The sequence below is a fragment of the Streptomyces sp. TLI_55 genome, assembly GCF_900206255.1.
Lineage (GTDB): Bacteria > Actinomycetota > Actinomycetes > Streptomycetales > Streptomycetaceae > Streptomyces > Streptomyces aquilus.
Window position 1 is genome coordinate 4,340,399 of sequence record NZ_OAOJ01000001.1, and the last position, 23,190, is coordinate 4,363,588.

At 69.6% G+C, this 23,190-nt stretch carries 21 protein-coding genes; 13 read left to right on the plus strand and 8 right to left on the minus strand.

Translation table 11 applies throughout. The features are described 5' to 3' along the window. The first annotated feature begins 160 nt into the window (after positions 1–160). The 7 genes from CRP56_RS19870 to pstB all read left to right on the plus strand — a co-directional run bounded on the left by CRP56_RS19870 (position 161) and on the right by pstB (position 8,437). A complete protein-coding gene (locus CRP56_RS19870) occupies positions 161–2,533 on the plus strand; it encodes an RNA degradosome polyphosphate kinase (RefSeq protein WP_097265866.1) in 2,373 nt (790 codons plus the stop codon). Continuing rightward, positions 2,514–3,629 (plus strand): CHAD domain-containing protein, encoded by a 1,116-nt coding sequence (locus CRP56_RS19875; RefSeq protein WP_097265868.1) that lies wholly within the window; start codon positions 2,514–2,516, stop codon positions 3,627–3,629. Before CRP56_RS19870 ends, CRP56_RS19875 begins: the two co-directional genes overlap by 20 nt. 43 nt (positions 3,630–3,672) lie before the next feature. Beyond that, positions 3,673–4,095, plus strand: coding sequence for an NUDIX hydrolase (locus tag CRP56_RS19880; protein WP_257040842.1), 423 nt, complete (start codon positions 3,673–3,675; stop codon positions 4,093–4,095). Positions 4,096–4,335: 240 nt separating this feature from the next. After that, positions 4,336–5,460 carry a phosphate ABC transporter substrate-binding protein PstS gene (pstS, locus tag CRP56_RS19885; protein WP_097265872.1) on the plus strand — a complete coding sequence of 375 codons (1,125 nt, stop codon included), beginning with the start codon at positions 4,336–4,338 and terminating at the stop codon, positions 5,458–5,460. Between the two features lie 104 nt (positions 5,461–5,564). Continuing rightward, positions 5,565–6,572, plus strand: coding sequence for a phosphate ABC transporter permease subunit PstC (gene pstC, locus CRP56_RS19890; protein WP_097265874.1), 1,008 nt, complete (start codon positions 5,565–5,567; stop codon positions 6,570–6,572). Then, positions 6,569–7,615, plus strand: coding sequence for a phosphate ABC transporter permease PstA (gene pstA, locus CRP56_RS19895; RefSeq protein WP_097265876.1), 1,047 nt, complete (start codon positions 6,569–6,571; stop codon positions 7,613–7,615). Before pstC ends, pstA begins: the two co-directional genes overlap by 4 nt. A gap of 45 nt (positions 7,616–7,660) precedes the next feature. After that, entirely contained in the window at positions 7,661–8,437 is a 777-nt protein-coding gene (gene pstB / locus CRP56_RS19900) for a phosphate ABC transporter ATP-binding protein PstB (RefSeq protein ID WP_097265880.1), read from the plus strand. Between the two features lie 121 nt (positions 8,438–8,558). On the opposite strand, the gene CRP56_RS19905 is transcribed toward pstB, so the two are convergent. Beyond that, positions 8,559–9,557: an inorganic phosphate transporter gene (locus CRP56_RS19905; RefSeq protein ID WP_097265882.1), complete on the minus strand. Its 999-nt coding sequence runs from the start codon at positions 9,555–9,557 to the stop codon at positions 8,559–8,561. A gap of 7 nt (positions 9,558–9,564) precedes the next feature. After that, positions 9,565–10,185, minus strand: a complete 621-nt coding sequence (locus tag CRP56_RS19910; protein WP_059195745.1) for a DUF47 domain-containing protein — start codon at positions 10,183–10,185, stop codon at positions 9,565–9,567. A 212-nt stretch (positions 10,186–10,397) separates the two neighbouring features. Here CRP56_RS19910 and CRP56_RS19915 point away from each other — a divergent pair, with 212 nt between their 5' ends. Next, a complete protein-coding gene (locus CRP56_RS19915) occupies positions 10,398–10,724 on the plus strand; it encodes a metal-sensitive transcriptional regulator (protein WP_097265884.1) in 327 nt (108 codons plus the stop codon). Between the two features lie 33 nt (positions 10,725–10,757). Here CRP56_RS19915 and CRP56_RS19920 read toward each other — a convergent pair whose 3' ends face one another. Together CRP56_RS19920 and CRP56_RS19925 are read right to left on the minus strand one after the other, a co-directional pair. Beyond that, on the minus strand, positions 10,758–10,937 hold the full coding sequence (locus CRP56_RS19920) for a hypothetical protein (protein WP_097265886.1): 180 nt from the start codon (positions 10,935–10,937) through the stop codon (positions 10,758–10,760). Between the two features lie 97 nt (positions 10,938–11,034). Further along, on the minus strand, positions 11,035–11,859 hold the full coding sequence (locus tag CRP56_RS19925) for a hypothetical protein (protein WP_097265887.1): 825 nt from the start codon (positions 11,857–11,859) through the stop codon (positions 11,035–11,037). Between the two features lie 1,004 nt (positions 11,860–12,863). On the opposite strand from CRP56_RS19925, the gene CRP56_RS19935 reads away from it, so the two are divergent. Beyond that, positions 12,864–14,429 carry an FAD-binding oxidoreductase gene (locus CRP56_RS19935; protein WP_097265890.1) on the plus strand — a complete coding sequence of 522 codons (1,566 nt, stop codon included), beginning with the start codon at positions 12,864–12,866 and terminating at the stop codon, positions 14,427–14,429. A gap of 22 nt (positions 14,430–14,451) precedes the next feature. On the opposite strand, the gene CRP56_RS19940 is transcribed toward CRP56_RS19935, so the two are convergent. The 4 genes from CRP56_RS19940 to CRP56_RS19955 all read right to left on the minus strand — a co-directional run bounded on the left by CRP56_RS19940 (position 14,452) and on the right by CRP56_RS19955 (position 18,837). Then, positions 14,452–15,159: a phosphatase PAP2 family protein gene (locus tag CRP56_RS19940; protein WP_097265892.1), complete on the minus strand. Its 708-nt coding sequence runs from the start codon at positions 15,157–15,159 to the stop codon at positions 14,452–14,454. 182 nt (positions 15,160–15,341) lie between these two features. Beyond that, on the minus strand, positions 15,342–16,349 hold the full coding sequence (locus CRP56_RS19945; RefSeq protein WP_179851068.1) for a C40 family peptidase: 1,008 nt from the start codon (positions 16,347–16,349) through the stop codon (positions 15,342–15,344). Between the two features lie 36 nt (positions 16,350–16,385). Then, a complete protein-coding gene (locus tag CRP56_RS19950) occupies positions 16,386–18,110 on the minus strand; it encodes a serine/threonine-protein kinase (RefSeq protein ID WP_097265893.1) in 1,725 nt (574 codons plus the stop codon). A 22-nt stretch (positions 18,111–18,132) separates the two neighbouring features. Beyond that, entirely contained in the window at positions 18,133–18,837 is a 705-nt protein-coding gene (locus CRP56_RS19955) for a trypsin-like serine peptidase (protein ID WP_097265894.1), read from the minus strand. A gap of 354 nt (positions 18,838–19,191) precedes the next feature. Between CRP56_RS19955 and CRP56_RS19960 the strand changes: the two genes are divergently transcribed. The 4 genes from CRP56_RS19960 (at position 19,192) to CRP56_RS19975 (ending at position 23,182) form a co-directional block, all read left to right on the plus strand. Then, a complete protein-coding gene (locus tag CRP56_RS19960; RefSeq protein ID WP_373559654.1) occupies positions 19,192–20,517 on the plus strand; it encodes a S53 family peptidase in 1,326 nt (441 codons plus the stop codon). Between the two features lie 390 nt (positions 20,518–20,907). Continuing rightward, positions 20,908–22,194: a S53 family peptidase gene (locus tag CRP56_RS19965; protein WP_097265897.1), complete on the plus strand. Its 1,287-nt coding sequence runs from the start codon at positions 20,908–20,910 to the stop codon at positions 22,192–22,194. Positions 22,195–22,308: 114 nt separating this feature from the next. Next, positions 22,309–22,596, plus strand: coding sequence for a DUF2500 family protein (locus tag CRP56_RS19970; RefSeq protein ID WP_097265898.1), 288 nt, complete (start codon positions 22,309–22,311; stop codon positions 22,594–22,596). A 277-nt stretch (positions 22,597–22,873) separates the two neighbouring features. Then, entirely contained in the window at positions 22,874–23,182 is a 309-nt protein-coding gene (locus tag CRP56_RS19975) for a hypothetical protein (RefSeq protein ID WP_003991275.1), read from the plus strand. Positions 23,183–23,190: the final 8 nt, after the last annotated feature.

The following is a 23,190-nucleotide window of genomic DNA, read 5'->3' on the forward strand; positions in this document are numbered from 1 at the left end:
ATCCGGGCCGGGACGGGCCACGACTTCCGGGCCGCACGTCCTCCCACGGGGGTGGGGGACGTGCGGCCCGGACCTGTAGATGCCCGGGAGCCGTCCCGCGATATCCCGCACGCCATGTCTCCGTAACCATTGGTTCAGACGGGCTTGCGACGCTCGGCGAATGAAGCCCGCCGTGCCAGAGCCTTCGCCGCCCTCCAAGGGATCCGGGGGAAACGGGGACCTCCGCCTCGCCGCCGCGCTCCCGCCCGCGCTGTCCGACGCGCCTGTATCGCCCATGGCGCGGAACAATGGGTCCATGAGCCAGCCCAACGCCCAGGCGTCATCACAGGTCCAGCACGCGCAGCCCTCCGTGGGTTCCATAGCCGCGCACCGCCCGCACACGGTCGCGGCGGCCGTCTCGGATCTGGAACCCGACATCGACGCCGACCTCGACGCGTACGAGGAGGCCCCGTACGACGGCGTCGAGCTTCCGCAGGGCCGTTTCCTCGACCGGGAACGCAGCTGGCTCGCGTTCAACGAGCGCGTCCTGGAACTCGCCGAGGACCCGAACACCCCGCTCCTCGAACGGGCGAACTTCCTCGCCATCTTCGCCAGCAACCTGGACGAGTTCTTCATGGTCCGGGTGGCCGGCCTCAAGCGCCGTATCGCCACCGGCGTCGCCACCCGTTCGGCCTCCGGTCTCCAGCCGCGCGAGGTGCTGGAGATGATCTGGGCCCGCTCCCGCGAGCTGATGGCCCGGCACGCCGCCTGCTACCACGAGGACGTCGCCCCCGCACTCGCGGAGGAGGGCATCCACCTGGTCCGCTGGAACGAGCTCCAGGAGAAGGAGCAGGCCCGCCTCTTCACCCTGTTCCGGCACCAGATCTTCCCGGTCCTGACCCCGCTGGCGGTCGACCCGGCGCACCCCTTCCCGTACATCTCGGGTCTCTCCCTGAACCTCGCGGTCGTCGTACGGAACCCCGTCACCGGCCACCGCCACTTCGCCCGTGTCAAGGTCCCGCCGCTGCTGTCCCGCTTCCTGGAGAGCTCCCCCGGACGCTACGTCCCCATCGAGGACGTCATCGCGGCCCACCTGGAGGAGCTGTTCCCGGGCATGGAGGTGCTGGAGCACCACGCCTTCCGCCTGACCAGGAACGAGGACCTGGAGGTCGAGGAGGACGACGCCGAGAACCTGCTGCAGGCGCTGGAGAAGGAGCTCATGCGGCGCCGCTTCGGCCCGCCGGTGCGCCTGGAGGTGGAGGAGTCCATCGACCGCGAGGTGCTGGACCTCCTGGTCCGCGAGCTGAAGATCTCCGAGGCCGAGGTGTACCCCCTCCCCGGCCCCCTGGACCTCACCGGCCTCTTCCGCATCGCCTCGCTGGACCGTCCCGAGCTCAAGTACAAGAAGTTCATCGCCGGCGTCCACCGCGATCTGGCCGAGGTCGAGTCGGCGTCCGCGCCGGACATCTTCGCGGCCCTGCGCGCCCGTGACGTCCTCCTGCACCACCCGTACGACAGCTTCTCCACCTCCGTGCAGGCCTTCCTGCAGCAGGCGGCCGACGACCCGGACGTCCTCGCCATCAAGCAGACCCTGTACCGGACCTCGGGCGACTCCCCCATAGTCGACGCCCTCATCGACGCCGCCGAGGCGGGCAAGCAGGTCCTCGTCCTGGTCGAGATCAAGGCCCGCTTCGACGAGCACGCCAACATCAAGTGGGCGCGCAAGCTGGAGGAGGCGGGCTGCCATGTGGTCTACGGCCTCGTCGGCCTGAAGACCCACTGCAAGCTGTCCCTGGTGGTCCGTCAGGAGGGCGACACGCTGCGGCGGTACAGCCACGTCGGCACCGGCAACTACCACCCGAAGACGGCCCGTCTGTACGAGGACCTCGGCCTGCTCACCGCCGACCCGCAGGTCGGCGCGGACCTCTCCGACCTCTTCAACCGCCTCTCCGGCTACTCCCGCCGCGAGACGTACCGCCGCCTCCTGGTCGCCCCCAAGTCCCTGCGCGACGGCCTGATCTCACGGGTGAACAAGGAGGTCCAGCACCACCGTGCGGGCCGCCCGGCGTTCATCCGCATCAAGGTCAACTCGATGGTGGACGAGGCCCTCATCGACTCGCTCTACCGCGCGTCCCAGGCGGGCGTGCCGGTCGACGTCTGGGTGCGCGGCATCTGCGCGATACGCCCGGGCGTGGAAGGCCTGTCGGACAACATCAGGGTCCGCTCGATCCTCGGCCGCTTCCTCGAACACTCCCGGGTCTTCGCCTTCGGCAACGGCGGCGAGCCCGAGGTGTGGATCGGCAGCGCCGACATGATGCACCGCAACCTCGACCGCCGTATCGAAGCGCTGGTCCGGGTCACCGACCCGGCCCACCGCGCATCCCTCAACCGCCTTCTGGAAACGGGCATGTCCGACACCACCTCCTCCTGGCACCTGGGCCCGGACGGCGACTGGGAGCGGCACGCCACCGACGCGGACGGCCAGCCCCTGCGCAACATCCAGGAGATGCTCATAGACGCCCGGAGGCGCCGGCGTGGCACAGCAACACCTTGAACCGACGGACGCCACGGCCGGGGCGGCCACGGCGGAGGCCCTCGCGGGCTACCTCCGCGCCCAGGCCACGGAGTTCCTCCGAGCCCTGCGCCAGCACCGCGAGAACGGCGGTGCGGCAGCGGGCGGCTCGGAGGCGTCCGTCGACGCGGCCCGAGCCCTCCGCCGCTCGGCCCGCCGCATCAGCGCCAGCCTCCACACCTTCCGCCCCCTCCTGGACCCGGACTGGTCGGAACAGATCCGCCCCGAACTGGCATGGCTGTCAGGCACGTTGGCACTGGAACACGCGTACGAGGCAAGACTGGAGAGGCTGCTGCTGGCCCTCCACCGCCTGTCGGGCGCGATGCTGCCCCTCCAAGCCGACCCCGTTGCGGGCAGTCGTGCCGCTGGGGCGGCACCCGGCCCACAGAAAACGGCACCCGCCAGCGCGGCGAGCGGAAACCCCGGTACGCCCACCCCGGACCGCGGCAACCTCACAGTGGGCGCAGCAAAGGCAGGCGCCCTGCTCGACCGCCAACTAACGCTCGCAAGGACCCGAGCTCACTCCACCGCCCTCCAGGCCCTCGGCTCCTCCCGCTTCCACGCAGTCGCCGACAACATCGCCGTACTGGCCAGCGAAGTCCCGTTGGCACAAACCCCCACCCCCACCGATCTCCACCCCCTCGCCGCCGCAGCCGAGGACCGCCTCAAAGACGCCGTCACCGCTCTCCCCCTCGTCACCGCAGGCCACCCCTACAACGCCGAGGCCCTCATCCACGGCCTCTCCCCGGACCCGTCCCCCCACCCCCAGGACGCCCCCTGGCACCAGGTCCGCCTCCTGCTGCGCCTGCACCGCTACGCCCGCGAGGTCCTCCACAGGACCGAGATCGACGCCGAGATCGTCGACGTACGCCTGCTCGCGGCGGGCGAGGCCCTGGACCGGCACCGCGACGCGTCCGAGGCGGCGGCCGCCGCGGCACAGGCGGCGCGCACCCCGCGTATCGCCCCGGCCACGGCGTACGCCCTCGGCGTGCTCCACGCCGACCAGCGCCATGAGGTGGAGGCCGCGCGATTCGCCTTCCAGCAGGCCTGGCAGAAGGAAACAGTCAGCACCCCATAAGCCGATCCGACCGATACAGCCGAGAAGGAACGGTGAGCGCCCCGTGAGCTCTCCCGACACGACCACCGTCCACGCGGCCGGCTGCGTCCTGTGGCGCCGCTCCCCCATCGACGGCGAGCTGGAGATCTGCCTCGTGCACCGGCCGAAATACGACGACTGGTCGCACCCGAAGGGCAAGCTGAAACGCGACGAGGACGCGCTCGCCGGCGCGCTGCGCGAGGTGGCGGAGGAGACCGGTCACGAGGCGGCCCCGGGCGCCAGGCTGTCCACCCTCCGCTACCTGGCGAACGGCCGTCCCAAACAGGTCCAGTACTGGGCGGCGGAGGCCACGGCCGGGGCGTTCACCCCGAACACCGAGGTGGACCGCATCCTCTGGCTCTCGCCGACGGCGGCCCGTAACCGGCTGACCCAGCTGCGGGACCGCGCGCTGATCGACGATCTCCTGGCGGCACTGCACCTCGCATGAGACCGGTGCATCACCGGTGCACCCCAGGGAATGCAACCGTTCCGTGACCTAACCGCACCTTCCGCAGGGGTTCACCCGCCGTTCATTTCCGCCAGTCGGCGCCTTCACCTGATCTGCCTAATTTCGGCCTTACGCGGTGCGGACCGCGCCTCCCGGGAACACCTCGACGACGCATCCGCGCCACCCAGTCTTCGCACGCCGCCGGATTCAGGACGGCGGCTCTCGGAAGGAAATCCCTCAGTGAAGCTTCAGCGCAAGAACCGGCGGGCTCTCGCTCTCGGCGCGTTCGCCGTCTCCGGCGCCCTGGCCCTCACGGCGTGCGGCTCCGACGACACCGGCTCGTCGAGCAACCCCAGCTCGTCCACCGCCGCCAACAGCTCCATCAAGTGCGACGACGCCAAGGGTCAGCTGCTCGCCGACGGCTCTTCCGCGCAGAAGAACGCGATCGACGCCTGGGTGAAGTCGTTCACCCAGGCCTGCTCCGGCGTGCAGATCAACTACAAGGGCTCCGGCTCCGGCGCCGGTGTCACCGCGTTCACGCAGGGCCAGGTGGCCTTCGCCGGTTCCGACTCGGCGCTGAAGCCCGAAGAGGTCACCGCCTCCAAGTCCGTCTGCAAGGGCGGCACGGGCATCGACCTTCCGATGGTCGGCGGCCCGATCGCGGTCGGCTTCAACGTCCCCGGCGTCGACAAGCTCGTCCTCGACGCCTCGACGATCGCCAAGATCTTCGACAGCAAGATCACCAACTGGAACGACGCGGCGATCAAGAAGCTGAACCCCGACGCCAAGCTCCCCGACCTGAAGATCCAGGCGTTCCACCGCTCGGACGAGTCCGGCACCACGGACAACTTCACCAAGTACCTGATCGCCGCCGCCCCGGCGGACTGGAAGTACTCGGGCGGCAAGGCCTGGCAGGCCAAGGGCGGCCAGTCGGCGTCCGGCTCCTCCGGTGTCGCCCAGCAGGTCAAGCAGACCTCCGGCGCCATCTCCTACATGGAGCTGTCGTACGCCAAGGACGGCATCGTCCCGGTCACCGTCGACACCGGCGCCTCCGCCCCGGTCGAGGCCACCGTCGAGAACGCCACCAAGGCCATCGCCGCCGCCAAGATCGTCGGCACCGGCAAGGACCTCTCCCTGGAGCTGGACCGCGCCACCAAGGCCGAGGGCGCCTACCCGATCACCCTGGTCACGTACGAGATCGTCTGCGACAAGGGCAACAAGGCCGACACCCTGCCCGCCACGAAGGCGTTCCTGCGCTACATCGCCTCCGAGGACGGCCAGGGCCAGCTCTCCGCGGCCGGCTACGCCCCGATCCCCGACGACATCATCGCCAAGGTCCGCACCACCATCGAGGGCCTGAGCTGATCTGAGCGTGCGGCCCGTCCCCTCGCCGGGGCCGGGCCGCACCGTCCGGTGCACCGCCGCCAGGAGCCGCACACACCGTGCGTCTCCGCAGACCGGAGAACCCGATGGACACCACACAGATAACCGACACGCCTCCTCCTCCCGCACCCCAACCCACCGCGACCGAGCAGAAGCGCGCCGCCCGCGGCGCCACCCGCCCCGGAGACCGGATCTTCCTCGGATTCTCCCGCGGCTCGGGCATCTTCCTGCTGGTGATCATGGCCGCGATCGCGGTCTTCCTCACCTACCGCGCGTCCCTCGCCATCAGCAAGGACCACGGCAACTTCCTGACCACGTTCGAGTGGAACACGGGCCTGCAGGAGCCGGTCTTCGGCATCGCGGTCCTCGCCTTCGGCACGATCGTCTCCTCGATCGTCGCCATGGCCATCGCGGTCCCGATCGCCGTCGCGATCGCCCTGTTCCTCACGCACTACGCCCCGCGCAAGCTGAGCGGTCCGATCGCCTACGTGATCGACCTGCTCGCCGCCGTGCCGTCCATCGTGTACGGCCTGTGGGGCGCCCTGGTCCTCGTACCGCACATGAACGGCCTGTTCGGCTGGCTGGACGACTACCTCGGCTGGACCGGCATCTTCTCCTGGCAGGGCGGCGCGCCCCGCTCGATGCTGACCGTCGGCATCCTGCTCGCGATCATGATCCTGCCGATCATCACCAACGTCAGCCGTGAGGTCTTCCGGCAGACGCCGCGGATGAACGAGGAGGCGGCCCTGGCGCTCGGCGCCACCCGCTGGGAGGTCATCCGCATGGCGGTGATCCCCTTCGGCCGCTCCGGCGTGATCTCCGCCTCGATGCTCGGCCTCGGCCGCGCGCTCGGCGAGACGATGGCCGTGGCCACCGTGCTCTCCCCGACGTTCGACATCCAGGCCAGCCTGCTGGACCCGGGCGGCGGCACCTTCGCGCAGAACATCGCCAGCAAGTTCGGCGAGGCCACCGAGTTCGGCCGGGACGCGCTGATCGCCTCCGGTCTGGTCCTGTTCGTCATCACGCTGCTGGTCAACGGCGCGGCCCGGGCGATCATCGCCCGCCGCGCGGAGTACTCGGGGGCCAACGCATGAGCACCGCAACCGTCAGCACGCTCAAGGGCGCCCGGCTGCCCAAGTGGTCCCCGTACGCCATCGCGGGCGGCTCGGTCGGCCTCGCGATCGCCATCGGTCTGGGCGCGGGCCTCGACAGCCGCGTCCAGTGGGGCCTGATCGCCGCGATCCTCTTCGTCGTCGGGACCTACGGCATCGCCGCCCGCGTCGAGGGCAAGCGCCAGGCCAAGGACCGGATCGCCACCTCGCTGGTCTGGGTCGCCTTCCTGCTCGCCGTGATCCCGCTGGTCTCCCTGGTCTGGGTGACCGTCGTCCGCGGTGTGAAGGTCCTCGACTTCTACTTCCTGACCCACTCCATGGGTGTGGTCGCCGACACCGAGCCCGGCGGCGGTATCTACCACGCCATCATCGGCAGCCTGGAGCAGGTCGGGCTCGCCACCCTGATCGCCGCCCCGGTCGGTGTGCTCACCGCGATCTACCTGGTCGAGTACGGGCGGGGCAAGCTCTCCAAGGCCATCACGTTCTTCGTCGACGTCATGACCGGCATCCCGTCGATCGTCGCGGGTCTGTTCATCCTCAGCCTCATGCTGCAGTTCGACATGCAGCCCTTCGGCTTCGCCGGCTCGCTGGCCCTGGCCATCCTGATGATGCCGGTGGTCGTCCGCTCCACCGAGGAGATGCTCAAGCTCGTCCCGAACGAGCTGCGCGAGGCCTCCCTCGCGCTGGGCGTCCCGAAGTGGCGCACGATCCTGAAGGTGGTCCTGCCGACCTCGATCGGCGGCATCACGACCGGCATCATGCTGTCGGTCGCCCGTATCGCGGGCGAGACGGCCCCGGTACTGCTCCTCGTGTTCGGGAACCCGTTCATCAACACCAACCCCTTCGAAGGGGCGCAGTCGTCGCTGCCGCTGTACATCTACCAGCAGTACGCGAACAGCGCCGGTTCCGGAGCGGCGTACGACCGCGCCTGGGCGGCGTCGCTGACGCTGATCGCCTTCGTGATGATCCTGAACCTGGTGGCCCGCGGCATCGCCCGCTGGAAGGCACCCAAGACCGGTCGCTGACGCGGCCAACAGCGACCGATCTGAATCTCTGGAAGTGAAGTAGTCATGGCCAAGCGAATCGACGTAAGCGGACTGACCGCCTACTACGGGTCCCACAAGGCGATCGAAGACATCTCGATGACCGTCGAGCCCCGCTCGGTGACGGCCTTCATCGGCCCCTCCGGCTGCGGCAAGTCGACGTTCCTGCGCACCCTGAACCGGATGCACGAGGTCACCCCCGGCGGTCGCGTCGAGGGCAAGGTGATGCTGGACGACGAGGACCTGTACGGCGCCGGGATCGACCCGGTCTCCGTCCGCCGCGAGGTCGGCATGGTCTTCCAGCGTCCGAACCCGTTCCCCACGATGTCGATCTTCGACAACGTGGCGGCGGGCCTGCGGCTGAACGGCTCGTACAAGAAGTCCGAGCTCGCGGACGTCGTCGAGAAGTCCCTCAAGGGCGCGAACCTCTGGAACGAGGTCAAGGACCGCCTGAACAAGCCGGGCTCGGGCCTCTCCGGCGGTCAGCAGCAGCGCCTGTGCATCGCGAGGGCGATCGCGGTGGAGCCGAAGGTCCTGCTGATGGACGAGCCCTGCTCAGCGCTCGACCCCATCTCCACGCTCGCGATCGAGGACCTGATCGGCGAGCTGAAGGAGCTCTTCACGATCGTCATCGTGACGCACAACATGCAGCAGGCGGCCCGTGTCTCGGACCGCACCGCCTTCTTCAACCTGGCCGCCGTCGGGCAGCCCGGCAAGCTGATCGAGATCGACGAGACGGAGCGCATCTTCTCCAACCCGTCGGTCCAGGCGACGGAGGACTACATCTCGGGCCGCTTCGGCTGATCCCCGGGTCTCCCCAGATCCCCTCGCGGTGCTGCATGGCGGTGCCACCGCGAGGACGAAAAAGGGCCCGCCCTCTGGCTCATCAGAGGGCGGGCCCGTTTCGTGTTTGCCGACGCCTTGCCTAAAGGAAAGCCAGGTTGACGATCCCGAACGAGGCCGCCGCCACCAGCGCCGCCGCCGGCATCGTGATGAACCAGCCCAGCACGATGTTCTTGGCGACACCCCAGCGCACGGCGTTCACGCGCTTGGTCGCGCCGACGCCCATGATCGCGGAGGTGATGACATGGGTCGTGGAGATCGGCGCCTTGAAGAGGAACGCGGTGGTGAACATGATCGACGCACCGGTCGTCTCCGCGGCGAACCCCTGCGGCGGGTCCAGCTCGATGATCTTCCGTCCCAGCGTCCGCATGATCCGCCAGCCACCGGCGTACGTCCCCAGCGACAGCATCACGGCACACACGATCTTCACCCACACCGGGATCGGATCGCCGTAGTCCTCGACATCGGCGATGACCAGCGCCATCACCACGATGCCCATGGTCTTCTGCGCGTCCTGCAGACCGTGCCCCAGCGCCATCCCGGCGGCCGAGACGGTCTGCGCGATCCGGAAACCGCGCTTGGCCTTGTGCGGGTTGGCCCGCCGGAAGATCCACATGATCGCCGTCATCACCAGGTAACCGGCGATGAGACCGACGAACGGCGACACGAACATCGGGATGACGACCTTCTCCAGCACCCCGTGCCAGTAGACCGTCGTACCGCCCGCGAGCGCCGCGCCCACCATGCCGCCGAACAGCGCGTGGGACGACGACGAGGGCAGCCCGAAGTACCAGGTGATGAGGTTCCAGGTGATCGCACCGACCAGCGCGGCGAAGAGGATGCCCATCCCCTTCGACCCCTCGGGCGTCTGGATCAGCCCCTCGCTGACGGTCTTGGCGACCCCGGAGCCGAGGAACGCGCCGGCGAGGTTCATCACGGCGGCCATCGCCAGGGCCGCGCGCGGGGTCAGCGCCCGCGTCGAGACCGACGTGGCGATGGCGTTCGCCGAGTCGTGGAAGCCGTTGGTGTAGGTGAATCCGAGCGCGACGCCAATGGTCACGATCAACGCAAAGGTGTCCATGAAGGGCTCAGGACTCCTTGACCGCGATGGTCTCCACCGTGTTGGCCACGTGCTCGAAGGCGTCCGCCGCTTCCTCCAGCACATCCACGATCTGCTTCAGCTTCAGCACCTCGATGGCGTCGTACTTGCCGTTGAAGAGCTGGGCGAGCAGCTTGCGGTGGATCTGGTCGGCCTGGTTCTCCAGCCGGTTGACCTCGATCCAGTACTCGGTGAGGTTGTCCATGGTCCGCAGGTTCGGCATGGCCTCCGCCGTGAGCTCCGCGGCCCGCGCCAGCACCTCGATCTGCTGCTCGACGCCCTTCGGCAGCTCCTCGACGTTGTAGAGGACGACAAGGTCGACGGCCTCCTCCATGAAGTCCATGATGTCGTCGAGGGAGGACGCGAGGTTGTAGATGTCCTCACGGTCGAACGGCGTGATGAACGAGGAGTTCAGCTGATGGAAGATCGCGTGCGTGGCGTCGTCACCCGCATGTTCCGCGGCCCGCATACGCTCTGCGATCTCGGCCCGGCCGGCGGTGTCCGCCCCGAGCAGTTCCATGAGGAGCTTCGAGCCCGTGACGATGTTGTCCGCGGATGCGGCGAACATGTCATAGAAGCTCGTCTCCCTGGGGGTCAGACGGAAGCGCACAAGGGGTCCTCGGGGTGCATCGGTTTCGGTCAGGCTGATGCTAAGTGCATCATCCGGCCACGGCTAATGGGCCGTCCCCCAGTGTCGCCCATCAGGCACAGTGGTCAGCACGGGGGCCTTCCGCAGGCCCTATACCCGCCAGAGTTCGGTACGATATACCCAGTAGGGGTATGTAACCGTCTAGGTCATGCCCAAGTGACATGGAGGACGCGATGACGACCACCGAGGCCGGCGCGGCAGCGCCCTCCGAGCACGCCACGCACGGGTACCACAAGCAGAAGGCCGAGCACCTCAAGCGCCTGCGCCGCATCGAGGGCCAGATCCGCGGCCTGCAGCGGATGGTCGACGAGGACGTCTACTGCATCGACATACTCACGCAGGTGTCCGCCTCCACCAAGGCGCTTCAGTCCTTCGCCCTGCAGCTCCTGGAGGAACACCTGCGGCACTGCGTCGCCGACGCGGCCGTCAAGGGCGGCGACGAGATCGACGCCAAGGTGGAGGAGGCGACGCAGGCGATCGCCCGCATGCTGCGGACGTGACGCGATCCATGCCTTGCCAAGAACGCCTCCGGCTCACTCGCCGGAGGCGTCCTCGCGTTCCTGGGCCACTTTCAGCACCTCGTCGATGCGTCCAAGGCTGAGCCGCTCCTCGTGCGCGGCCGACGCCGCGATGATCAGCTCTCCGCACAGCTCGATCTCGGCGAGGGCCACGTGGTCCTGAACTGCCGTACCGCCGACCGGAGCCACGTGCATCACCTCTTCTCTGCCGTCACCGCTTCCTAGAGTAGGGAGCGGTCTACACACCGCGCATGGCACGGACGGGCTAGTTCTTGACGCCCGTCACGACCGCTCACCCCTCCGCGATCTTCCCGGCGTAGATGTCGTCGCCGTTCGGCAGACGTACGTCGACGGCGACGCCGAAGTCGAACAGCAAGGTCGTCGACGCGACGGCCACGGTGCCCTTCTGCTGCCCGTTGACGAAGCTGAACCGGTGCCGGATCTTGCGGATGCGCCCGTCGTCGTCGAGGTACACGTCGAAGGGGACGTGCGCCGTGGCGAACCCTTTCGCCGCCGCACCCAGCGACGCCTTGTTCCCGTCGGTCGCGTCCCGCGCGGCCACGGCGAGATCGGCGGTACCGCGATAGTGCCGTACGGCGATCCCGGCGACGTCCGTCTTCCCCACGTACGTCGCCGTCCGCGCCCCGCGCAGCAACTCGGCGGCGGCGAACGGGTCGGTGGCACCGCCGGTGACCAGGTTCCCGTCGGAGAGGGTGGCGGTGTCGACGCGCACCCACTTGTCCGCGGGAACCCCTGCCCCCCGGTTCTTCATGAACAGGGCACCGGGAGCGAGCAGTTCGGTGATCGGCCGGTGCTCACTCCGTCCGGCCGGGTCCTGCGGCAACAGCACCTTCAGCTGCCCGATCTGCCGCCGGTAGTCATAGACACCCTCGCCGCGGATGGTGACGCGGGTCCCGCCGGTGGCCATCTCCATGGAGGTACGGGCCTTGGAACTCCCGGCCTCGACCAGCCTCGCGGCGGCGGCATGCAGAACAACGACAGGATCCCCACCCCGCCCGTCCCCACCACCCCCACCTCCGGAACACCCAGTGCCCCCACACAGGACGACGACCCCCGCGACGATCGCCCCGCCGACCCTGTGCTGCCGCTCCGCCATCGCCTGCCTCCGTCACGGACCCCCTGACGCTCCGCTTAACGACGGCTCGTTGGGCCCGTCACGCATACCGCCCCTTTACCGAGGCTCGGTAACGTTGTCGCCGTGGCGCAGCAGGACAGGGTCCCCCCACCCCATGAATCCCCCGAACACCAGACGACGACGGTCGACCAGGGCCGCTTCTGCACAGCCCGCTGCACCTGCGGCTGGCGAGGCCCCGCAAGAAGAGCAAGAAGCCAAGCAAGAACAGACGCCCAGAACCACATGCCGACGCCGTAGCCCACGCGCTTCTCCACGCAGCCGTGCCGCAGTCAATCCATCCGCCTCAGCTGCGGGCAGTCGTGCCCCCGGGCCGGCGCCCACCCCAGCAGCAACACCCGACCCCCACACAGCCCCCTAGCTACGGGCAGTCGTCCCCCTGAGGCAGCGCCCGCCCCAGCAACGGCATCCACGACCCCGCACATCCGCATAGCTGCGGGCAGTCGTGCCGCCGGGCCGGCGCCCACCCCAGCAGCAACACCCGACCCCCACACAGCCCCCTAGCTGCGGGCAGTCATGCCCCCGGGCCGGCGCCCACCCCAACAGCAACACCCGACCCCCACACAGCCCCCTAGCTACGGGCAGTCGTCCCCCTGAGGCAGCGCCCGCCCCAGCAACGGCATCCACGACCCCGCACATCCGCATAGCTGCGGGCAGTCGTGCCCCCGGGCCGACGCCCACCCCAACAGCAACACCCGACCCCCACACAGCCCCCTAGCTGCGGGCAGTCGTGCCCCTGAGGCGGCGCCCGCCCCAGCAACGGCATCCACGACCCCGCACATCCGCATAGCTGCGGGCAGTCGTGCCGCTGGGGCGGCACGGGTGGGCGCAGCGGCACCCCGCCAGCGCGGGGCGAGCGACACCCCGGCACCTCAGCCCCAACTCCGTGCACCATGGAACCCCGGCCACCCCCACCCCGTCTCGTTCCACGAGAGGCACGACAGCCAAGGCCACGGAGGGCACGCACCATGGAACGCCGTACGTTCATCGGAGGCACCGTCGCCGCCCTGACCGCCACCACCACCGCGGCCTGCACCGGCGACGACACCGCCACCGCGGCCCAGACCCGCACCCCCTCCGGCACCGCAGCCTCCGTCACCGGCAAATCCGCCGCCCTCCCCACCGCCCCGGCCAACTGGACCACCCTCGCCCACGACCTCGACGGCCCCCTCCTCCGCCCCGGCGACACCAACTGGCCGGCCGCCCACCAGCTCTACAACACCCGCTTCGACAACCTGAAGCCCACCGCCGTCGCCTACGTCGCCCACGCCGACGACATCCGCACCACCCTCGCCTACGCCCGCGCCCACCACCTCAAGGTCGCGATCCGCAACGGCGGCCACTCCTACGCCGGTTGGTCCTCAGGCAACGGCCGCCTGATCATCGACGTATCGAAGCTCAACAAGATCAGGTCGAGCGGCGGCACCGCGGTCGTCGGCGCAGGCTCCAAGCTCATCGACGTCTACCGCGCCCTCACCGCGAAGGGCGTCACCATCCCCGCCGGCTCCTGCCCCACCGTCGGCGTCTCCGGCCTCACCCTCGGCGGCGGCCACGGAGTCGTCTCCCGCGCCTACGGCCTGACCTGCGACAGCCTCACCCAGGCCACGGTCATCACCGCGGACGGCAAGCAGCTCACCGCCAACGCCACCACCAACACCGACCTGTTCTGGGCCCTGCGCGGCGCGGGCAACGGCAACTTCGGCGTCGTCACGGAACTCCAGTTCAAGACCCACCCGGCCCCGCAGGCGGTGACCGGCTATCTCTCCTGGCCCTGGTCGAAGGCGGCCGCGGTCATCAAGGCCTGGCAGGAGTGGGGCCCGGACCAGCCGGACGAGATCTGGTCGTCCCTGCACCTGGCGGGCACCACCGGCGGCTACACCACCATCAACGTCGCCGCCTTCTCCCTCGGCACCTACGGCGAACTGCAGAACGCGGTGGACCGCCTCGCCGACAAGGTGGGCGCCCCCGCGAGCAGCGTCTCCCTGCGCCGCCGCTCCTACGAGGAGGCGATGGAGATCTACGCCGGCTGCTCCTCCTTCGCCACCGACGCCCAGTGCCATCTCCCCGGCAAGACCCCCGGCCGCTCCCCGCAGGGCGCGCTCAACCGAGAGACGTACGCGGCGAAGTCGGACTTCTTCGACCGTTCCCTGTCCACGGCCGGCATCAAGGCCCTGCTGAAGCAGATGGAGACGGTCCGCGGCGGCTCCGGCAGCATCGCCCTGACCGCGCTCGGCGGAGCGGTCAACCGCGTCTCCCCCACGGCCACGGCGTTCGTCCACCGCCGCTCGCGCATGCTGGCCCAGTACATCGTGTCCTGGCGGGCGGGCACCTCCGGCGCCACCGGCCAGTCCTGGCTGACCGCGGCGCACGACGCGATGAAGCCGTACGCATCGGGGGCGGCGTACCAGAACTACACAGACCCGACGCTGACGAACTGGCGGAAGGCCTACTACGGCGACGCGGCGAACCGCCTGGCGACGCTGAAGAAGCAGTACGACCCGAACGGCTTCTTCACGTTCCCGCAGGCACTCTGAGCAGCCCTGTCAGCCCGAGCGGTCAGGCCGCGAGGTCCCGCTCCTCCGCGCCCGCTTCCCGGCGCGCCCCGGGCACGACCGCGCCCTGTCCGTCGTACGCCGAAGCCTTCCGCGAGCGGATCAGCCACCCCGCGCGCGGCGACCGCTCGATCGCCTTCGTCAGCGGCGTGAGCAGGGCCATGGCCGGCGGGGAGAGGAGGAGGGCGACGGCGGTGCCGAGGGCGAGGCCGCCGAGGACGTCGGTCGGGTAGTGGACGCCCATGTAGACCCGGCAGAAGCCTTCGAACAGGGCGAGCAGGATGCCGACGACGCCGAACTTGCGGTGGGCGAGGAACAGGCCGACGGCCAGCGCCATGGTGATCGTGGCGTGATCACTCACGAACGAGTAGTCGGTCTTGCCGGAGACCAGGACCTCCAGGCCGTCGTGGTCGACGAACGGGCGGGGCCGCTCCACGAAACCTCGTATCGGCACGTTGATCAGCACGGCGACACCGGCGGCGAGCGGCGCCCACACGAGGGCCGCGACCGAGGGCGCGGCCTCCTCGCCGCCGCGCCTGCGCACGGACAGCCAGCACCACAGCACGAGCAGCACGGTGGCGAGCAGGATGCCGTACTCGCCGACGAACTCCATGACCCGGTCGAACCAGTGCGGTGCGTCCTTGGCCAGGCCGTTGATGTCATAGAGCAGCTCGACGTCGGGGTTCGACCCGGATGCGGCGAGTCCAGCCATGGTGCTGTGGCCCCTTCGTCGTTGTTCTTGGCCCCCGTGGATGTAGATCCGATATGCGTTCGGCTACGACAACAGGAACGCATGGTCCCCGTTAATACGTTCCACACTCCACTGAATGATCACGCAGACGTTATCGAAGAGAGACACATCTCTGCAGCTCAGGGGGTAGGTTCACAGCCCGCTCATACCGTCGTGGGGAGCGCTTTCGCGCCATCTTCGGTCACCCGGGTCGCACCGAAGTAATCGGGGGTGTCGATCGGGTCGAACCGGATCACAGCGCCCGTTCTCGGGGCGTCGATCATGTATCCGCCGCCGACATAAATCCCCACATGCCGGATGGCGCGGGAGTTGGTGAGGTCGTCCGAGAAGAAGACCAGGTCGCCCGGCAGCAGCTCGCCCCTGGCCGGATGCGGCCCCGCGTTCCACTGGTCGTTGGCGACGCGCGGCAGCGTGACCCCGACGCTCTCGTACGCGGCCTTCGTCAGCCCCGAGCAGTCGAACCGCCCACCGTCCTGAGCAGTACCGTCACCGCCCCAGAGGTAGGGCGTGCCGAGTTTGTTCTGCGCGTAGGTGATCGCGGCGGCGGCCTGCTTGGAGGGGTCGACGCGGGCGACGGGAGCGGCGAAGCTCTCCTCCAGCGTCGTGATCGTCTTCACGTAGTTCTGGGTCTCCTTGTACGGCGGTACGCCGCCGTACTTGATGACCGCGTAGGCGCCCGCGTTGTAGGACGCGAGCATGTTCCGCGTGGCGTCCCCGGGGACGTCCTTGACGTACGAGGCGAGCTTGCAGTCGTACGACGCGGCCGACGGAATCGCGTCATTCGGATCCCATACGTCGCGGTCGCCGTCGCCGTCACCGTCGATCCCGTGCGTGGCCCAGGTGCCGGGGATGAATTGCGCTATCCCCTGCGCGGCCGCCCCGCTCTGCGCCCTCGGGTTGAACCCGCTCTCCTGGTACAGCTGGGCGGCGAGCAGCGCGGGGTTGATGGCCGGGCACAGGTTGCCCCACTTCTGCACGAGCCCCGAATAGGCGGCCGGCACAGCGCCCTTGGCGAGCGCCTTGCTGGCTCCCCCGACCCCGCCCGCGAGGTTCCCGGCGACGACGTAGACCCCCACGACGAGCAGCATCACGAAGCTCAGCCCCGCCCCGAGAGCGGCACCCGCCACGATCCACGCCTTACGCACCGTCAACCGCCCCTCGCTGCCCGGGAGTCCGCCCGGGTCAGTTTAGGAGCTTCCCACGTGGAATCCATCGCAACCGATGGACTCCTGATCGGTGGGTCTGCTGCCGGTGAGGTGGTAGAAGACGACGGTCCAGTCACCGGGGTCGTCGGCGACGGGCACCGCGTCGTAGGCCTTACCGTTCGGCAGGTGCTCCTGGAAGTCGTCGGGGTAGACGAGTTCGACGGCCCCGCCTTCCTTCCAGTGCGTGAAGATGTCGGCCGGCCTGCTGGTGGCGCCGATGGTCCTGTTCACGTCACCCTCGTACGGCGTGCCCGTCTCCGGATCGAAGTCGCGCGGCGACTTCACGCCGACCGAGACGTAGTAAGGCGCCGGCTTCTGCTTCTGCAGCTCCGCGTACTTGAACCGGAAGGTGATCTTCGCCCGCTGCCGGACGTTCCCGCCGTCCGGGCTGTCCGCGTCGGTGGCGCTGTACTGCAACTCCATCGGCGCGCTCTTCGCCCCGACCGCCGCGCAGTCGCCCCTGCCCTCCGCGGCCTCGGCGGGGTCGTTCGAGAGCTTCCAGAAGTCCCTGGAGGCCTTGTTGCCCAAGATGTAGGACGGCGGCTTGAACGCCGTGGCCGAACCGCTCGCGGACGCCGACGCCGTACCCCCGCCCTGGGCCTCCGCCCCACCGTCGTCCTGCCCGCCCTGCATCCGCCACGCCACCACGGACCCGGCGACGAGAACGGCCGCGACGGAGACGGCCACCAGCGCGGACGTACGACGAGAGCGGCGCGGCGGCTCGGGCACCGTCGTCGGCACATAGGTCGGGACATAGCCGGGGCCGACGGTCGGCCGGTGCGCGGGCGCGGCCGGGGCACCGTGTCCCAGGGGCACCAGCCCCGCCGCCACCGCGGCCCGGAGATCGGACGGTGCCACCACCGAGTCGGCGGCGAGGCGGCCGTAGAGCGGATCCTCGGCCAACGCGGACGACACCGCACAGCGCGCGATGACGGCGGCCGGTCCGGGCCGCGCCCCCGGCTCCTTGGCGACGCACTCCTGGATCAGCGCGGCGAGCCCCGGCTCGACCCCCGCGACGTCGATGTCCTCGTGCACCACGCGATACGACACCGCGTGCGTGGGCCCGCTCCCGAAGGGCGGCCGTCCGGTGACGGCGTAGGCGAGGGTCGCGCCCAGCGCGAACACGTCCGCCGCCGGGCCCACCTGGTTGCCGACGATCACCTCGGGCGCGCTGTACCCAGGCGTCCCCGGGGTGAGCCCGGTCTGGGTCAGAGCGGTGTCGGCGGCGCCCCGCGCGATGCCGAAGTCGATGAGCTGCGGCCCCTGCGGGGAGAGGAGGACGTTCTGCGGCTTGAGGTCCCGGTGCGTGACGCCGTACACGTGGACGCTCGCCAGCGCCTCCGCGAGCGCCGCGAACAGCCGTCGCGCGCTGTCGGCGGGCAGCGGCCCGTGCGCACCGACGGCCCCGCTCAGCGTGGGCCCGGCGACATACTCGGTGGCCAGCCAGTAGGGCGCGGCATCCAGCGAGGCGTCGATCAGGTTGGCGGTGTACGCGCTCCGCACCGCCCGCACGGTCTCCACCTCCCGGCGGAACCGCGCCAACGCCTCCGGATGGTCGGTGATCTCGTCCCGGATGACCTTGACGGCGACGAGCCGTCCGCCGGGCGACCGCGCGAGATACACCTGCCCCATGCCACCGGCCCCGAGCCGCGCGAGCAGGGTGTACGCGCCTATGTGCGCGGGATCCCGTTCTCTCAGTGCGTCCACCGCACCGACCTTGCCACATAGATCAGTTGGCCGCGTGACGGTACAACTCCGCTGCCTCGTCCCCCAGAACGACGCTGTACGAGATGTCGTCCGTGAGGCCGCCCTCCTCGTGCCCGCCGAGCACGCCGACGACCTGTCCGTCGCCGTTCACCCAGGGGCTGCCGCTGGTCCCGCCGCTGAGGTCGGGGCAGTCGATGCGCTGCTGCGTACGGCTGTGCGCGATCGGCTTGTTGGTGCACCGCAGCGGGACCTCACGGGAGTTGGGGTATCCGGTGACGGTCACGGCGGTGGCGCCGGTGGTGGCGCCGGTGGTGAAGCGGTTCGCGCCGACGACGTCCTCGACGCCCTCGCCGTTCCGCTCGGCCACCTCCGCGAAGGCCACGTCGCTGTCCTCGTCCCACCCGTCGGGCAGGAAGCGCCGCGTCACCCGCCACTTCCCGTACGGCGCCTGTCCGTCGCGGTACCCGGGCACGAACTCGAGCGCGTCCTCGGTGCCGTCGAGACAGTGTGCGGCGGTCACGATGAGGTCCCGGCCCGGACTGTGCACGACGGACGCCGTGCAGAAGTGCTCCCCGTCGTCGAACAACGCCCCGACTCTCGCCGTCTCCGCACTCGCCTGCGCGACGACGGTGACACCGAACGGACCGGGCCCGTCGTCGGCGGCCGCCTCGGAGGCGGAGGTGACGGCGAGCAGCACGAGGGCGACACAAAGGGGCGTGTGCTTCATCGAAGCCAGTGTGGCCACCAAAGGTGAGAGAGGGGTCAAACGGTTACGCCATCCGGGGGAACGGCTCCTTACGCAGGAGGTTCCCCGCCCCGCCCCCTGTGAGCCCGCTGTGCACACGGTCAAGCCGCAGCCAACCCACGGCCATCAGCCCGCCATTGATCAGTAAGCCCCGACACCCCTGAGTCATGCGGAAGTCAGAGTTCCGCAACGCGTCTTGTTGTCACGTACTCAACAAAGGGATGGTCTACGCGGGTCGCCGCCCCCACCGGGAACCTCACCGGTGGTCCCCCACCGCAGGCCTCTGCAACCCCACTTACAGGAGGCTGTACGTTGCGTACGCCCAACACCCCCCACATGTCCGGCAGATGGCGCAAGGCGGGCTCCGCCGCCGCGGCCGCCACCGCCCTTCTCCTCGCCGGCCTCGGCACCGCCGCCCAGGCGCACGCCGCCACCCCCACGCCGCACAAGGTGAGCGCGAAGGCCATCGCGGCGCAGGTCGCCAAGGCCCATGTGCAGTACGAGAGTGCCTGCGCCGCGACCCCCAAGAAGGGCTACGCCGCCTGCAACGCGCTCCGCGTCACCGCGGGCACCACCGCGTTCATGGAGAAGCAGGCCGCGCTGAAGGGCGCGACCCCGAAGTCCCTCAAGCCGAACGCCACGTCCGCCACCCCCACCGGCTACGGCCCCAGCGACCTCCAGGACGCCTACGGCCTGACCGACGCCGCCGCATCGAACGGCTCGGGCCAGACGATCGCGATCGTCGACGCGTACGACGACCCCAACGCGGAGGCCGACCTGGCCACTTACCGCTCGTACTACGGCCTCCCGGCCTGCACCACCGCCAACGGCTGCTTCAAGAAGGTCAGCCAGACCGGCTCCACGACCTCCCTCCCCACCGCCGACAGCGGTTGGGCCGGCGAGATCTCCCTCGACCTCGACATGGTCTCCGCCATCGCCCCCAACGCCCACATCCTGCTCGTCGAGGCGAAGTCGTCGAGCATGGCCAACCTGGGCACGGCCGTGAACGAGGCGGTCAAGCTCGGCGCGAAGTTCGTCTCCAACTCCTACGGCGGTGGCGAGTCGTCGAGCGACACGTCGTACGACTCCTCCTACTTCAACCACCCCGGGGTCGCCATCACCGTCTCCGCGGGCGACGAGGGCTACGGCGCCGAGTACCCGGCCGCGTCGAAGTACGTGACCGCGGTCGGCGGCACGAAGCTCTCCACGTCCTCCAACAGCCGCGGCTGGACGGAGTCCGTCTGGAACACCAGCAGCACCGAGGGCACCGGCTCCGGCTGCTCCGCGTACGACGCGAAGCCGTCCTGGCAGACCGACGCGAGCTGCTCGAAGCGCATGATCGCCGACGTCTCCGCGGTGGCCGACCCGGCGACGGGCGTCTCCGTCTACGACTCCTACGGCTCCGACGGCACCGGCTGGAACACCTACGGCGGCACCAGCGCCTCGGCGCCGATCATCGCGTCGGTGTACGCCCTCGCGGGCACCCCGGGCAGCAGCGACTACCCGGCCTCCTACCCCTACGCGGACACCTCCGCCCTGAACGACGTGACGAGCGGCAGCAACGGCTCCTGCACCACGAGCTACTTCTGCACCGCCAAGTCGGGCTACGACGGCCCGACGGGCCTGGGCACGCCGGCGGGCCTGGACGCCTTCACCGGCTGACCCTCGCCGGAAAGAGACTCCCCGTCGGGTCACGGGGAGCCGCCCTCAGAGGGGGGACGTGGGGTCCCCTTCGGCGGCACACACGGCAACGGGCCGCGTCCCTCCGGTCGCGGCCCGTTCGCCGTCCCCCTGTGAATCGGCCACCTGTGAATCGGCCACCGACCTGTGAATCAGGTCAAGCAACCGCCGTACTCCGCCCATTGAGCGGCCATCAGGAAGTAAGCCCCGACCCCCGTTCGGTATGGCGGAAGTCAGGATTCCACCACCCTCCTTGTTGTCGCGTACTCAACAAGAGACCGTCGTTCCGGGCCGCCGCCCGCCGCCGGGGCCACCACCCCGGTGACTCGCACCCGCACCGCTCCTGTTCCACCACCTTCAGGAGGCTGCACGATGCGCACGACCCCCACCGACAGACCCTCCCCGCGGACGAGATGGCGCCGGATCGGCACCGCGGCCGCCGCCGTGACCCTGATGCTCACCGGCCTCGGCACCGCGGCCGGCGAGGCCGACGCGGCCGTCCCGGCCAAGGTCACCTGGGCCGCGACCCCCTGTTCCACCCCCAAGAAGGCGGGCGAGCTGGCCTGCGACTCCCTCCGCGTCACAGGCGGCGCCACGGCGTTCCAGCGGGCGAAGGGCGTGACCCCCAAGGCCGCCGACGCCACCACCCCCTCCGGCTACGGCCCCAGCGACCTCCGATCCGCCTACGGCCTCACGTCCGCCGCCGCCTCGAACGGCTCCGGCGAGACGATCGCGATCGTCGACGCGTACGACGACCCCAACGCGGCCGCCGACCTGGCCACCTACCGCTCGTACTACGGCCTCCCGGCCTGCACCACCGCCAACGGCTGCTTCAAGAAGGTCAGCCAGACCGGCTCCACGACCTCCCTCCCCACCGCCGACAGCGGCTGGGCGGAGGAGATCTCCCTCGACCTCGACATGGCGTCGGCCGTCTGCCCGAACTGCAACATCCTCCTGGTCGAGGCCAAGTCGGCCACCATGGCCAACCTGGGCACGGCCGTGAACGAGGCGGTCACGCTCGGCGCGAAGTTCGTCTCGAACAGCTACGGCGGCAGCGAGTCGTCGAGCGACACGACGTACGACTCCTCCTACTTCAACCACCCGGGCGTGGCCATCACGGTCAGCGCCGGCGACAGCGGCTACGGCGCCGAGTACCCGGCGGCGTCGAAGTACGTGACGTCGGTGGGCGGCACGGCCCTGTCGAAGGCCTCCTCGACGACCCGAGGCTGGTCGGAGACGGTCTGGAAGACCAGCAGCACGGAGGGCACCGGCTCCGGCTGCTCCGCGTACGACGCGAAGCCCTCCTGGCAGACCGACACGAGCTGCTCGAAGCGCATGATCGCCGACGTCTCGGCGGTCGCCGACCCGGCGACGGGCGTCTCCGTCTACGACTCCTACGGCATCACGGCGGGCTGGTACACCTTCGGCGGCACGAGCGCCTCCGCGCCGATCATCGCGGGCGTCTACGCCCTGGCGGGCACCCCGGGCAGCAGCGCCTACCCGGCCTCCTACCCCTACGCGCACACCACCGCCCTCAACGACGTGACCTCGGGCAACAACGGCACCTGCTCCACGAGCTACTACTGCACGGCCAGGTCGGGATATGACGGCCCGACAGGCTGGGGCACCCCGGCGGGAGTCGGAGCCTTCACCGGCTGAACCGCACCGGACCGGTCTTGACGCCGGCACGGATACTGAGAGACGGGCTGTGGCGACAAGCCACAGCCCGTCCGTTCGTCATGCCGATATGCCGATGCCCACGGGGGAAACCACATGAAGCGCACACTCGCGGCCCTTGCCACGGTCGCCGTCCTCACCACACCGCTGCTGACCGCCTGCGGCAGCGACTCGAAGCCCGTCAGCGGCACGGTCACCGGCAAGGACACGGACTACGAGTGCAAGACGAAGAAGAAGAACGGCAAGAAGAAGCAAAGCTGCCACATGGAGTACGAACTGACGGTCCGTACGAAGAGCGGCGACGAGGAGGAAGTCGACGTCAGCAAGGGCAGCTACGACAACTGCGCCGAGGGCACGACCTACCCCAAGTGCACGACGCGCTGACGGCGGCCGTACGGGGTTAGCCTTCACCCACAGAACACGGGTGCAAGAAGAGGTCAACGACGGAACCACACGAAGGTTCCGCTCAGGCCTCATTGCCCGGCGTGACCTGCCGTGATACACAGAGTAATCGGACGAGTACCAGACAAGCATTCGTACGAAACCCGCCAATCAATGACGCCAAGTCGACATGCGACGGCGGAATTGTCGGCGACAATGAGGCCTGACCTCTGCGCACCCGCAGGGGAAGCGGAACTACCCACCAGGGGCGGTGACTTACATGCTCTTTGCGGCCGACAAGGGAGACATCAACACCATCATCGGCGGGATCGCTCCGGACTGGGGCCCCTTCGGCAGCCTGGGCAACGAGGCGAAGGTGATGATCGAGGTGGTGATGGCGGTGGCCATCCTGCTGTGCCTCGGCATCGCCATCTGGGGCGCCGCGAAGCAGCGCATCGGCGCGACCGCGCTCCGCGACACCTTCAGCGCCGAACAGGGCAAGGGCCTCATCATCGCCGGCCTCACCGGAGTCTTCATCATCGGCTCACTCGGCACGCTGTTCACCATCGTGTACGGCATGGCGGTCTGATGGCGGTC

Excerpts from the sequence above, each read along its gene's own strand:
- CRP56_RS19940 (WP_097265892.1), bottom strand. The coding sequence starts at position 15,159 with ATGGCTGGACTCGCCGCATCCGGGTCGAACCCCGACGTCGAGCTGCTC.
- CRP56_RS19920 (WP_097265886.1), bottom strand. The coding sequence starts at position 10,937 with ATGCACGTGGCTCCGGTCGGCGGTACGGCAGTTCAGGACCACGTGGCC.
- CRP56_RS19960 (WP_373559654.1), top strand. The coding sequence starts at position 19,192 with ATGTCCGGCAGATGGCGCAAGGCGGGCTCCGCCGCCGCGGCCGCCACC.
- pstB (WP_097265880.1), top strand. The coding sequence starts at position 7,661 with ATGGCCAAGCGAATCGACGTAAGCGGACTGACCGCCTACTACGGGTCC.
- CRP56_RS19955 (WP_097265894.1), bottom strand. The coding sequence starts at position 18,837 with ATGAAGCACACGCCCCTTTGTGTCGCCCTCGTGCTGCTCGCCGTCACC.
- CRP56_RS19905 (WP_097265882.1), bottom strand. The coding sequence starts at position 9,557 with ATGGACACCTTTGCGTTGATCGTGACCATTGGCGTCGCGCTCGGATTC.
- pstC (WP_097265874.1), top strand. The coding sequence starts at position 5,565 with ATGGACACCACACAGATAACCGACACGCCTCCTCCTCCCGCACCCCAA.
- CRP56_RS19965 (WP_097265897.1), top strand. The coding sequence starts at position 20,908 with ATGCGCACGACCCCCACCGACAGACCCTCCCCGCGGACGAGATGGCGC.
- CRP56_RS19915 (WP_097265884.1), top strand. The coding sequence starts at position 10,398 with ATGACGACCACCGAGGCCGGCGCGGCAGCGCCCTCCGAGCACGCCACG.
- pstA (WP_097265876.1), top strand. The coding sequence starts at position 6,569 with ATGAGCACCGCAACCGTCAGCACGCTCAAGGGCGCCCGGCTGCCCAAG.
- CRP56_RS19870 (WP_097265866.1), top strand. The coding sequence starts at position 161 with ATGAAGCCCGCCGTGCCAGAGCCTTCGCCGCCCTCCAAGGGATCCGGG.
- CRP56_RS19925 (WP_097265887.1), bottom strand. The coding sequence starts at position 11,859 with ATGGCGGAGCGGCAGCACAGGGTCGGCGGGGCGATCGTCGCGGGGGTC.
- CRP56_RS19970 (WP_097265898.1), top strand. The coding sequence starts at position 22,309 with ATGAAGCGCACACTCGCGGCCCTTGCCACGGTCGCCGTCCTCACCACA.
- CRP56_RS19935 (WP_097265890.1), top strand. The coding sequence starts at position 12,864 with ATGGAACGCCGTACGTTCATCGGAGGCACCGTCGCCGCCCTGACCGCC.
- CRP56_RS19975 (WP_003991275.1), top strand. The coding sequence starts at position 22,874 with ATGCTCTTTGCGGCCGACAAGGGAGACATCAACACCATCATCGGCGGG.